Genomic DNA, 12495 nt, shown 5'->3' on the forward strand with positions numbered 1-12495 from the left:
CAGGAGAGACATCCGTCATTTCGATATGAGGCGCAATGTGCCGATTGAGAAATCTCTTTTGGGATGGATTTCTCACACTCGCATAGCTCGGTTCGAAATGACAAATGAACTAGTGCAACTGGTGCTTCGACTCTCTGGCCGTCCGGCAGGCGGGCGCTAACCAGCCGCAGAAAAGGAGAAAATTACTTAACGAGGATGTATTGTCATTCCGCACTAGATGCGGAATCCAAATGAGGAAATAGTAGTGGATTCCTGCTTTCTCAGGAATGACATTGGTTATTTTTTGGCCTCCACCAAATCCAGTTGGTCCACACTTACATTGGTGGTGAACATGCCATAGTTTACAATGGCCTTGCCTTTTTCCAAGGCGTCTATGCTGCCCACGGCCTTACCGTCCATCATACGTACACGGTCGCCCACTTTGAAGACAGGTCTAGGCTTGTTCTTTTCGGCTTGGATTTCCTTTTTCTTTTGGATTTTCTTCTCTACCCGTACTTTTTTGATTTTTTGCTCCAATTCTTGGGCTACCTGTTGCTGTTGCTGCTTTTTCTCCTTGGCCTTTTTGGCCGTGGTTTTCTTACGCTTGCTGTTTTCGGTTTCCACAATGCGGAGCATTTCGGATATCAAGGGACGCTTTTTGTTATCCAAGAAGTATTTCTCGGCCGCAGAGTTGATTTTATTGCCCAATTGGATCATCCGTTGGTTGTGGTCGTACAGTTCCTGATAGTTCTCCAATTTGGATTTGATGCGGGAATTCAGTTCTTCCAAACGGTTGGCTTCTTCACGGGCCTTGCTCTCCTCTTCCTTGAGCTTGGAGCCGGTCTCTACCATTTTGTTGCGCTCTTTCTGGAGCTTGGCGATGGTAGCATCAAAGCGAACCTTGCTGCGCTCTATCTTTTTCTTGGCTTTGTTGATCAAGGAGTAAGGGATGCCATTCTTTTGGGCCACCTCAAAAGTGAACGAGCTACCTGCTTCGCCCAACACCAACTGAAACGTGGGTTCCAAGGTTTTGGAATTGAAACGCATATTGGCATTGGTGGCATGGGGCAATTCGTTGGCCAATGCTTTTAAATTGGCGTAGTGGGTGGTGATGACCCCATAAGCTTCCCGCTCGTAGAACACTTCCAAAAAGGCTTCGGCCAGTGCGCCTCCCAACTCGGGATCACTTCCTGTTCCGAACTCATCGATTAAGAACAAGGTACGGTTGTTGCACTTCTTTAAGAAGTGGTTCATGTTTTTGAGTCGATAACTGTACGTACTCAAATGATTTTCAATGGATTGGTTATCTCCAATATCCGTTAAAATCTTATCGAAAAGACATACTTTGCTTCGCTCGTGAACCGGAATCAACAAGCCACTTTGCAGCATGGTCTGGAGCAGTCCAATGGTCTTTAGGGTAATACTTTTCCCTCCCGCATTGGGTCCGGAAATTACAATGATTCTATTTTCTTTATGTAATTGAATGGTCTGCGGCCATGTTTTTTCATTCTTCCGTTTGTTGGTCAAATACAGTAATGGATGATAGGCATCCCTAAGAAAAAGTTCCCGTTTCTCGCTGATTTCGGGAAGCAGCGCATCCATTTCGGAAGCGTACTTGGCCTTTGCGGCGGTAATATCTATGTCGGTTAGGTAGGCTTGATAGAGTTTTAAAAGGGCCGCAAATGGCCTGATGCTGTTGGAAAGTTGGTTGAGGATACGTTGGACTTCCTCTTTTTCCTCAAACTCCAGATTGTTGAGTTCCCGGGTGTGGCCCACCGTAGACTCTGGGATAATGTAGACAATACTTCCAGTCTTTGAACTGCCCATCACGGTACCCTTTACCTTACGGCGGTGCATGGCTTTTACCGCCAATACCCTACGGTTTTCCACAACAGATTCACGGATGTCATCCAGAAAATCGGAAGATTGATACCGTACCAATGCAGCAGAGAAACTTTGGTTGATCTTGCCCCGTACACTATTGATTTGCGAACGGATGTGCCGCAGCTCATCGGAAGCGGAATCCTTGATTTCCCCGAACTTGTCGATTACATCGTCTATAGCGGCCGGAATCTCGGTATTAGGTTCCAATGCCTCTGACTTTTTAAAAAGTAGGGGATAGTATTCCTTGAATTTTTTAAAGAATTTTTGATGGATGGCGACCGTCTTGCAAATGCTTGAAATTCGCCTGAAACTTGGGATTTCAAGAGTGCTGTTCTCGATTTTCAACAAGGACAGTTCACTGTTGATGCTATCAAAACCGTGGTTTGGAATCCGGTTGTCATTGGAATAAGAGGCCAAATACTCAGAAGTTTGTCCCAAAATCTCCAATAACATTTCTTTGTCGTCAATGGGAGCTATGTCCAAAGCGGATTCCTTTCCCAGTTCGGTATTGCAACGAGAGGAAACCTGCTGCAACACGGTGGGAAACTCTAGATCCTGTAGTGTTTTGGGGTGAATGTTCTGCATCTTTTTCAACTGGCGGCGTAAAGATAGGATTTTGGCTTGGGAGGGAAAAAGAGTTTTTGTGGCCAGCTTGACCATTTAAAGGTATTCAATACGTACTTTTGAAAAAACAGTGCCGTTTTTAGGCATAGATTCTTTTGTAATGGTCAATGACAATACCTTGATTTATGTGATAGCGGGAATCATCCTGCTACATTTTATTGTGGGAATCGGTTATTTGCTCTACAAACTGACCAAGAAAAAATAGCAAATATTTATGGATGTAAACATTGATCCAAGCTGGAAGGCACATTTGGAGCAAGAGTTTAAAAAACCTTATTTCGAGCAGTTGGTGCAATTTGTGAAACAGGAATACAGTCAGCATACCTGCTATCCCAAAGGCAAGGATATTTTTGCGGCCTTTGACCATTGTTCGTTTCAGGAAACCAAGGTGGTGATTATAGGACAGGACCCTTATCACGGACCCAATCAGGCCAATGGGTTGTGTTTTTCGGTAAAGGATGGGATAGCTCATCCGCCTTCATTGGTCAATATTTTCAAGGAAATCAAGGTTGATGTTGAAAAACCGTATCCCAAGAGCGGAAATCTGGAACGATGGGCAGACCAGGGGGTGCTTTTGCTGAATGCGACCCTCACGGTTAGGGCCCATCAAGCGGGAAGCCATCAGAATAAAGGTTGGGAGCAGTTCACGGATGCTGTCATCCGTACGGTTTCGGAACAATTGGACGGGGTGGTGTTTTTGCTTTGGGGCGGATTTGCCAAAAAGAAAGCGGCCTTGATTGATAAAGGCAAACACCATATTTTGACTTCAGGACATCCCTCGCCGTTAAGTGCCAATAGGGGATTGTGGTTTGGAAATCAACATTTTAGTGCGACCAATGGCCTACTTTCCAAACTGGGTAGGCAACCGATAGATTGGTGAATCTGATTGTTTAAATACGTAAAAGCACGCTTCATTCGAGAAAATTCGAGTAATTCGTGTCAATCAGGGATTATTAGATTGTTAGACTATCCCCAAAGAAAGTTCTCAACAGGTTTTATTTCATCAACTAAATTAAGGTCAAATAATCTCGACTGGACTTCATTCACAGTGTGGTCAGAAAGTTGATTCTGTCCCCATGTAGTCTTGGAGAGCCATGTTCGAACATCTTCCAATTTTTGTTCGTATCTGTTGGAAAGTGTTCTATCTATGCTAGGGATTTGCTTAAATTCAGAGGTGTAGGTATGAATGACTTCCAAGATATGATTCAATAATCCTGGGTTTTTCTTTAAAAACGCATCTGTGGCCGCCAAAACAAAACAAGGCCATGGGGTAGGGCAGTCGTACAACCATTTGAAGGTGCCATTGTCCACTAAGGGTTTAGTGGTAAAATGCTCCCACATAAAATAGGCCCCAGAACCATTGCTAATGCTTTCCACGGCACCATCAAGGTTATTGATGGTTTCAAATTGGAGTTGAGTGGTGTCCCAGCCTTGGTTTTCCGCATTGATGTAGGTCATTAAATGGCTCCCACTGCCTAATCGACTGATGGCTGCCTTGTCGTTTTTCAATTCTTGGACAGATTGTCTTGGACTATCCTTGTCCACATGGATGCCCCAAAGTAGGGGGGAGGAGATATATTCCAAAACAATCTTGCTTGGGTTTCCCTGAGAAATACTCTTGATGATGCCCTCAGTAAGAATAATGGCTAAATCCGTTTCACCTTCGTGTAACATTTGGGACATTTTCCCGGTTCCTTCCGGTACATCGGTCCAAGTCAATTGTATGCCGCGATCTTCAAAGGCGCCATCCTCCATGGCCAAGTGCCATGGCAGGTTAAAATGTTCGGGTACTCCAATAATTTTTACTTTTTTCATGATGGGCAATCTTTAGATCCCAAAAATACCCATTCCGTTTGGTATGATTTTTAAGTTGAGAAAAAAATCATGGGATAAGGGAGCTGGAAACCAATTTTTTCAATGTGTATCTGATAAGCTCGTCAACGGCCTTTGCGCCACCTTTGGAAAATTTCCCTGTTGCGCGGTTGGCAAGGATGGCATTCAAGGAAACGGCACGGTGTCCATGTAATTTGGCAAGACCATATATGCCTGCAGTCTCCATCTCCAGATTGGTTATCTGTTGATTCTGATAAATAAATGAAGCAAGACGTTCATTGAAATCAGTGATCTTGGGATTAAGACGAAGGGTCCTGCCTTGCGGACCATAAAATCCTGAATTAGTGCATGTTATTCCGAATCGTATACGATTTGATGCAAAAATCTCCCCTAAATTTTTATCAAAATCAACAGCATACGGATGAATTTTATGGCGGTCCCATCCAAGGTGTCTGTAAAGCTCTTTTTCCAAACTGGTATTGGTAAACTGTCCAGAATCATAAAAATGAAGGAGGTTATCAAATCCAATGGCCGAAGTACTCATTAAAAAAGAGTCCACGGGAATATCCGGCTGTATACTACCCGATGTACCAATCCGTATAAAACTGAGCTGTATTTTATTGGATTTCACTTCTCTAGTTTTAAAATTGATATTGACCAAGGCATCCAATTCGTTAAAAACGATGTCGATATTGTCGGTTCCAATACCTGTTGAGATGACTGTGATTCGTTTTCCATCGAGATGTCCGGTATGGGTACAGAACTCCCTGTGCTGTTTTTTAATTTCTATGGAATCAAAGTACTTGCTGACCGCTGATACCCGACCAGGATCACCAACGGTGATAATTGTAGTAGAAATATCTTCTGGAAGAAGATTAAGATGGTATATACTGCCATCAGGGTTCAGAATCAATTCTGAGTTTCCTAAAGACATTTTAAAGTTTTAGAATACGATCTGTGGATGTATTATATAAGAAGTTGTACTTTAAAGAACCACCCAAATATAGTTGATTATCACGTATTTGAGAATAATAATTTGTTTGGTTGTCCAAAACCTCCTTGCCTTTTTTGGTAAGTCTTACCGGATTAAAGGAGCTAAATAAGGGGCGTAGTGAGGTGATGATGCGGTCGTACTGCGTATCGCCAAAACCGTAATAGCCTTGATCGGTTAAAAGAGTTCCCAATAACTCCTTTCTTGATTTTGGTTTTTGATTGAGGGATGTTTTCAAAACCTTGTTCTCCAATTCGTTGAGTCCGTTTTTAATGGACGGGAATCTTTTCAGGTGCGTTTTTAAGGCGTCAGAAAGGTATTCAAACTGAAAATCGTTGTGGGCAATTAGGTTTTCCAATCGGATGGGATTATCGCTGCAGTACAATTGCCAGACGTAATCGGCAAATTCAATATCGTCTTGGGTGAGTATAGTTCTGTTCCCGTATAGTTCCAAAAGCTTTTCGTCGCTTAACTCATTAAGACCGTATAACTTATCCGTTTCATCCTCATTTCCACTGCACACCAAGGATATTTCGGCATGTCTTCTGTGGGTTTTTAGCCAGCTCAAAACGGCTAGCATGTTAATTTGGCAGAAAAGGTCATACTCAAACCAAAGAACAATTTGGTCCTGTTGTTTGTGATTGCACAAAGATCGATACTCCTTCAAGGTCTTTTCAACAAACCAAGACTTGGTGACCTTGTAGTTCTTGTTTAAAAAATCGAATCGCGTTTTCCAGAAAGACTCACTGCCAACAGAGCAGAGGGTTTTGCCTTCGCAGAGCATTTCCCGCCATGTGATAATGTCTCCTTTTAACTGTAGCGATTGCAATCTTGACGTGAAACCGTCGCCGTTGGTAATGTGCAACAGTGATTTCATTTTCAATTCAGTTTTCGTTGGTTAGGAAGAATAAAAGTAAGATTTAAACCAAAAACATAAAAATTTTTTCATAAAACATTGGTTTTCAATGTTCAGATTTAACAAGAATGGGTTTTATAAAGTATCTTACAAGTGGAGGGATGGTTAACCACCCACCCGTTTCACTGAAAATCCATGCTCCTTTAAAAACGCCATAATTTTGTCGCGATAATCACCTTGAATTATGATAATTTCCTTTTTATAGCTGCCACCGACCCCTAAAAAGGTCTTAAGGTCCTTGGTTAATTTCTTGAAATCGGAATCGGCTCCATTGTATCCTTCCAAGAGGGTGATGGGTTTGCCTTTTCGTTTTTCATATTTACAAATAATCGGTTCGTCTTGGAGCCAATATGTTGAAGTTTCTTGTTCAATTTCTTCCGTTTCCTCGGGTTTGTGATCGGGAAAAAGATTTTTTAGCTGGTCTTGTAGGTCCATAGGTTATTTTTTGACCAATCCCAATTCCACAAGGCGCTCATGCAAATATTCTCCTGCAGTAGTGTCCTCAAACCCTTTGGGATGCTTTTCATCCACACAGTTTTCAAGGCAATTTAGCGGCATATCGCTAACCGGGTGCATAAAGAACGGTATGGAGTATCGTGAGGTGCCCCAAAGTTCTTTTGGTGGGTTTACTACTTGGTGTATGGTTGATTTAAGTTTGTTGTTGGTCAAGCGGGAGAGCATATCGCCAACATTTATCATGAGTTGGTCTGGTCGGGCAATGGCATCCACCCATTGGCCTTCATGGTTTTGGACTTGCAGTCCTTTTCCATGAGCCCCCATGAGCAATGTAATCAGATTAATATCACCATGGGCCGCCGCTCGAACAGCATTTTTTGGCTCCTCGGTTATGGGAGGGTAGTGTATGGGTCTTAGAATGGAGTTTCCATTTTTGATGTAATCATCAAAATAAGTTTCCTCCAAACTTAGATGCAAAGCCAAGGCCCTTAACACGTATTGGGCGGTTTTCTCGAGCATTTTGTAGGTCTCCTTTCCAACCTGGTTGAACTCCGGGAGCTCAGAAACAGTTACGTTGTCTGGATATTCCGCTTCCAATTTAGGATTGTCCTCAACATATTGACCAAAATGCCAGAATTCTTTTAGATCACCTTCTTTTTTGCCTTTGGCATGTTCCTTTCCAAATGAAGTGTAGCCTCGTTGACCGCCAATTCCTGTAATTTCATACTTGTCCTTCACATTTTGGGGCAATTGAAAGAATTTTTTGATTTCCGAATAGAGTTGATCCACCAAAGCATCGGAAAGAAAATGCCCACTCAAGGCCACAAAGCCGATATCTTCAAATGCAGCTCCTATTTCTTTGACAAATTTTTCTTTTCTGATAGGATCTCCAGAAACAAAATCCTCTAGGTTAACACTTGGAATTGCGCTCATGGTATGGATAAATTGGATTACCATCAAAAGTAATAATTTCAATGGAACCATTGGGGTTATGATAAAATATGAGCGCTTTTTTTCTACTTTTATCAAACACGAATTTTAGGATATGCGATATCACATCGGGGATTTGGACCAACAAAAACTTTTGGATTTATACACGGGCATGTTGAAGCCCAGAATGATAGAGGAGAAGATGTTGGTGTTGCTTCGGCAGGGAAAAATCTCCAAGTGGTTCAGCGGTATTGGGCAAGAGGCCATCTCGGTCGGCGTCACCCATGCACTGAAGGCCGAGGAGTACATTCTTCCCATGCATAGAAACCTTGGGGTGTTCACTTCCCGAAACATTCCATTGCATAGACTTTTTGCCCAATGGCAGGGAAAACAAAGTGGGTTTACCCAAGGACGGGACCGTAGTTTCCATTTTGGAACGCAAGAGTACAGGATTGTTGGGATGATATCACATTTAGGTCCCCAATTGGGTGTGGCTGATGGTATTGCTTTAGCGGACATGCTCCGACGCAAAAAGCGGGTGACTGCTGTTTTTACTGGGGAAGGGGCTACCAGTGAAGGGGATTTTCATGAGGCGCTCAATGTAGCCTCCGTGTGGAACCTCCCCGTGTTATTTTGTATTGAAAATAATGGGTACGGACTATCGACACCCACCAATGAGCAGTACAATTGTGAACATCTTGCCGATAGAGCCAAGGGATATGGGATGGAATCCCGCATAATTGATGGGAATAACATTTTGGAAGTGTATACAAAGGTGGATGAAATCTGTAAAGCCATTAGAAAACGTCCACGACCCATTCTATTGGAGTTCAAGACATTCCGGATGAGGGGGCACGAAGAGGCCAGCGGCACCAAATATGTCCCGGAAAAATTGATGAAAAAGTGGGAGAAGAAAGATCCAATCGCCAATTATGAGTCGTTTTTATTGAATGAAGGTCTGATTGGCCACAAGGAAATAGAGGGGTTTAAAGAGCGGATATCGGAAGAAATCAATGAAAATTTACAACTGGCTTTTGAGGAACCTGCTGTTTCTTTCATTGAAAGTAAAGAGTTAGGTGAAGTATATCAAGAATATAAATATGAAGTAGTTGAATCAAAAAATAATTTAAAAAATATTCGTTTTGTGGACGCTATTTCTGAAGGTTTGGAGCAATCCATGTACCGCCATAACGAACTCATCATTATGGGGCAAGATATAGCGGATTATGGCGGAGTATTTAAGATCACTGAAGGTTTTACCTCAAAATTTGGGAAAAGCCGGGTGCGGAACACCCCTATCTGCGAATCGGCTATTGTGTCTACCGCCATGGGCTTGTCCATTAATGGAATGAAAGCTGTGGTGGAAATGCAGTTTGCAGACTTTGTGAGCAGTGGATTCAATCCCATAGTGAATTATCTGGCCAAAGTACATTACCGATGGAACGAAAACGCGGATGTGGTCATACGAATGCCCTGTGGAGGTGGTGTAGGTGCTGGACCGTTTCATTCCCAAACCAATGAGGCGTGGTTCACCAAGGTGCCTGGGCTCAAGGTAGTGTACCCTGCTTTCCCGTATGATGCCAAGGGATTACTGAACACCGCCATAAATGATCCTAATCCCGTATTGTTTTTTGAACACAAAGGATTGTATAGAAGTGTTTATGGTGATGTACCATCGGATTATTACACCTTGCCCTTCGGAAAAGCCAATAAAATAAGAGAGGGCGATTTAATTTCCATAGTGAGTTATGGGGCTGGGGTACATTGGGCTATGGAAGTATTGGAAAAGCACCCAGAAATTGAAGCAGATCTCTTAGATTTGTGTACACTTCAACCTCTAGATGCAGATGCTGTCTATGCTTCGGTAAAAAAGACAGGAAAGCTCATCATATTGCAAGAAGATACGTTGTTTGGCGGTATTGCAAGTGATATCTCTGCAATGGTCATGGAACATTGTTTCGAATATTTGGACGCCCCGATACAGAGAGTGGGCAGTTTGGAAACACCAGTACCGTTTGCAAGGGAACTAGAGGAGAATTACCTGCCTAAAAGAAGGTTTGAAACAGCTTTATTGGAACTGTATAACTATTGAATCAGTGATTCGTTAACATTTTTTTAACACCCCAAATGGACATTTATGGTGTCTCACTCGTATATATGTAAACTTAAACTCCAATTCTTATGGTAAAACAATCATTTTTAATTATTGCACTGGCGGGAATTTTACTTACGTCGTGCTCCGTTTCCAAAAGTGCAAGGACGCAAAGGAATCTTTTTAGCGGTACTTGGACCTTGGAAAACATTTCCTATGAAAACAATTCGGGCAATTTTAAGTCTGTCATCTTTAATGATGCGGAGGATATTTGTTTTGAAGGCAGTCAATGGTTCTTTAGGGACAATAACAGTACTGGCAGGTATACCATCAGCCAAAGTACATTGTGCCAAGGAGGCGACCGTTTCTTTAGATGGTCGGTAGTAGAACCTTCACAAAACTACAGTAGCCAATTGCAGTTCAAGTTCATTGATGAAAATCGAAAGGACATCTCTGGCGGATACGGCTACAGATTGAACATTGCCAACCTTACCGAACAGAACATGACGCTTAAATCCAATGTTTCAGTGGACGGACAGCCTGTTACCATAGTTTACGAATTCACAAAAAGCTAACACATGAAAAGAATCATCATAAAAAGTACAACAGCTATGCTGGCATTGAGCTTAATTCTAAGCTGTGATGCCGTTAAGAATGCGAATAACACACAAAAAGGTGCTGCCATCGGAGCCGGTGGTGGTGCTGTAATCGGTGGTATTATCGGAAATAATGTAGGAAAAGGAAATACTGCCCTTGGTGCTATCATTGGTGCCGTGGTGGGAGGTGCTGCAGGAGGTTATATTGGTAACCGAATGGACCGACAAGCCGAACGTATTGAAGAAGAAATCCCAGGTGCGGAAGTAAAGCGTGTGGGTGAAGGAATCAACGTTACCTTTAGTGGTGAAAACGGGGTTTATTTTGATACCAACAAATCTGATATTAAAGGAACCTCCGCCACTACTTTGGATAAACTGGCTGGAATTTTCAAAGAATATCCTAAATCCAATATCCTGGTGGAAGGACATACGGATAGTGCCGGTAGCGATGCATACAATATGACCCTTTCCCAACAGAGGGCACAGTCAGTTACCAATTATTTGGTAAGCAAGGGAATTTCAAGTGGCAGGTTTACTACAAAATGGTATGGGGAGACCCAACCCATTGAAAGTAATGACACCAAAGCAGGGATGGCCGCCAACCGTCGTGTGGAGTTGGCCATTATTGCCAGCGACGAGTTAAAAGAGGAAGCCTACGAGCAAACCAAAAACTAGTTGCTGACCATAAATTATAAAAGCCCAGTGCAATGCACTGGGCTTTTTTTTTGCCCTTGAAAAATTAATTAACACAAATTTGAAGATTGTTTTAAGTTCAAAATGTAGGAAAATCATTAACTTAAGGGGAGTTTTGTATACTCCTATAAAAACCCAAGAGCCATGAGTGATATTCTAGAGAACAGTACGTATCAGATACAGGAACTATTGGTAAGAATGGAGCGAAACAACAAGCTCATTCAACGTCTTGCTCAAAAATTGAGCTCTTACACTTGCGAGCCCCATGACTATTCATGTTTTGAAAAGTTATATGAACTCAAAAGAAGTTTTAAGCGGTATACAACCGACCAAAAACATATTATGGACCAACTCAAACAAAAGACCAAGCAAATTCCAGAGGATTTAGATAAAGAAATTGAGCGGCATTTTACACATTTTAAACAATTGGAAAAGGATATGGATTCGTATTTATTGGATACGGACAAGTATAGTTGACTTTAGCACATCACCCAATTTCACTTTCTTCACAAACTAAATAGGGAAATTTTTCATACTCCTGCAAACATCCGTAATATTGTAGGGCGATAAACCAATCTTGTAATGGGAAAATCCTCAAACTCTGCCCTCGTTATCCTTGCCTTTTTTGCCATATATGTGATTTGGGGGTCCACATACCTTCTCAACAAGATTGCGGTCATGGAATTGCCACCCTTTATGTTGGCTTCATGCCGATTTACCACTGCGGGCCTTCTGATATTTGCTTTGGCCAAATCCATGGGAATTTCGTTGAAGATCACCAAAAGACAACTATGGAACACCATTATTGCCGGGATTCTTTTCCTGAGTTTTGGCAATGGGGTAGTGGTATGGGCACTACGATATGTGGACAGTGGTTTTGCCGCTTTGGAAATATCTGCACAACCCTTGATCATTCTCTTGCTCATGTATTTTTTACAAGGCAAAAAAATACAACCCATGTCATTGGTTGGAGTGTTCCTTGGCATTATCGGTATCTATCTATTGGTAAGTCAAAAGCAGATTATTGCACAAGAAAGTTCTATTGTGGGGATGATCATGATATTTTTCTGCATGCTCAGTTGGGCTTATTGCAGTCTGTTTGTCTCCAAGGCAGATTTGCCCAACAACTACTTTGTGAACACGGGATATCAGATGTTTACCGGGGGAATTATCTTGGCTTTGATGAGTTTTGGCTTTGGAGAACCGTGGACCTCACCCTTGCAGTGGAGCGGAAAGGTACAATTGTCCATGGTGTTGTTGATTGTATTCGGGAGCATTGTAGCATTCACTTCGTTCAACTATTTGTTAAAAGCAGTTTCCCCCGAAAAAGTGGCAACATCAACCTATGTGAACCCTATTGTTGCACTGCTACTGGGATGGTATTTTTTAGATGAACAAATAACACTGCAATCCATTTTGGCCGCAGCCATTTTGTTGACAGGAGTATACTTCATCAACACCAAAAAAACATTGGCCATCTTTGAGCGCTTTAAAAGATAGG

General features: G+C 42.2%; 13 protein-coding genes. 7 read left to right on the top strand and 6 right to left on the bottom strand.

The window, feature by feature from the left end; all coding sequences use genetic code 11:
* Positions 1-276: 276 nt before the first annotated feature.
* The gene (locus tag ACP14V_RS07895; protein WP_272610069.1) at positions 277-2448 is read right to left on the bottom strand and encodes an endonuclease MutS2; all 2172 of its coding nucleotides are present in this window, start codon (positions 2446-2448) and stop codon (positions 277-279) included.
* Between the two features lie 109 nt (positions 2449-2557).
* Here ACP14V_RS07895 and ACP14V_RS07900 point away from each other — a divergent pair, with 109 nt between their 5' ends.
* Together ACP14V_RS07900 and ACP14V_RS07905 are read left to right on the top strand one after the other, a co-directional pair.
* The gene (locus ACP14V_RS07900; RefSeq protein ID WP_272610070.1) at positions 2558-2692 is read left to right on the top strand and encodes a hypothetical protein; all 135 of its coding nucleotides are present in this window, start codon (positions 2558-2560) and stop codon (positions 2690-2692) included.
* Positions 2693-2701: 9 nt separating this feature from the next.
* On the top strand, positions 2702-3367 hold the full coding sequence (locus ACP14V_RS07905; RefSeq protein ID WP_136567514.1) for a uracil-DNA glycosylase: 666 nt from the start codon (positions 2702-2704) through the stop codon (positions 3365-3367).
* Positions 3368-3453: 86 nt separating this feature from the next.
* On the opposite strand, the gene ACP14V_RS07910 is transcribed toward ACP14V_RS07905, so the two are convergent.
* The 5 genes from ACP14V_RS07910 to ACP14V_RS07930 form a co-directional block, all read right to left on the bottom strand.
* Positions 3454-4302: a substrate-binding domain-containing protein gene (locus tag ACP14V_RS07910; protein WP_272610071.1), complete on the bottom strand. Its 849-nt coding sequence runs from the start codon at positions 4300-4302 to the stop codon at positions 3454-3456.
* A gap of 67 nt (positions 4303-4369) precedes the next feature.
* A complete protein-coding gene (locus ACP14V_RS07915; protein ID WP_272610072.1) occupies positions 4370-5254 on the bottom strand; it encodes a nucleoside phosphorylase in 885 nt (294 codons plus the stop codon).
* A 1-nt stretch (position 5255) separates the two neighbouring features.
* The gene (locus tag ACP14V_RS07920) at positions 5256-6188 is read right to left on the bottom strand and encodes a DUF1835 domain-containing protein (RefSeq protein WP_136567511.1); all 933 of its coding nucleotides are present in this window, start codon (positions 6186-6188) and stop codon (positions 5256-5258) included.
* A 144-nt stretch (positions 6189-6332) separates the two neighbouring features.
* Entirely contained in the window at positions 6333-6662 is a 330-nt protein-coding gene (locus tag ACP14V_RS07925; RefSeq protein ID WP_136567510.1) for a translation initiation factor, read from the bottom strand.
* A gap of 3 nt (positions 6663-6665) precedes the next feature.
* The gene (locus tag ACP14V_RS07930) at positions 6666-7616 is read right to left on the bottom strand and encodes an isopenicillin N synthase family dioxygenase (protein ID WP_136567509.1); all 951 of its coding nucleotides are present in this window, start codon (positions 7614-7616) and stop codon (positions 6666-6668) included.
* Between the two features lie 112 nt (positions 7617-7728).
* Between ACP14V_RS07930 and ACP14V_RS07935 the strand changes: the two genes are divergently transcribed.
* From ACP14V_RS07935 to ACP14V_RS07955, 5 genes are all read left to right on the top strand, one after another.
* The gene (locus tag ACP14V_RS07935; RefSeq protein WP_272610073.1) at positions 7729-9705 is read left to right on the top strand and encodes an alpha-ketoacid dehydrogenase subunit alpha/beta; all 1977 of its coding nucleotides are present in this window, start codon (positions 7729-7731) and stop codon (positions 9703-9705) included.
* 89 nt (positions 9706-9794) lie between these two features.
* Entirely contained in the window at positions 9795-10280 is a 486-nt protein-coding gene (locus ACP14V_RS07940) for a lipocalin family protein (RefSeq protein ID WP_272610074.1), read from the top strand.
* A gap of 3 nt (positions 10281-10283) precedes the next feature.
* Positions 10284-10976: an OmpA family protein gene (locus tag ACP14V_RS07945; protein ID WP_272610075.1), complete on the top strand. Its 693-nt coding sequence runs from the start codon at positions 10284-10286 to the stop codon at positions 10974-10976.
* A gap of 162 nt (positions 10977-11138) precedes the next feature.
* Positions 11139-11471, top strand: coding sequence for a hypothetical protein (locus tag ACP14V_RS07950; RefSeq protein ID WP_272610076.1), 333 nt, complete (start codon positions 11139-11141; stop codon positions 11469-11471).
* Between the two features lie 105 nt (positions 11472-11576).
* Positions 11577-12494, top strand: coding sequence for an EamA family transporter (locus tag ACP14V_RS07955; protein ID WP_272610077.1), 918 nt, complete (start codon positions 11577-11579; stop codon positions 12492-12494).
* Position 12495 lies beyond the last annotated feature (1 nt).

It is taken from the genome of Flagellimonas alvinocaridis (assembly GCF_965248585.1).
Classification (GTDB): domain Bacteria; phylum Bacteroidota; class Bacteroidia; order Flavobacteriales; family Flavobacteriaceae; genus Flagellimonas; species Flagellimonas alvinocaridis.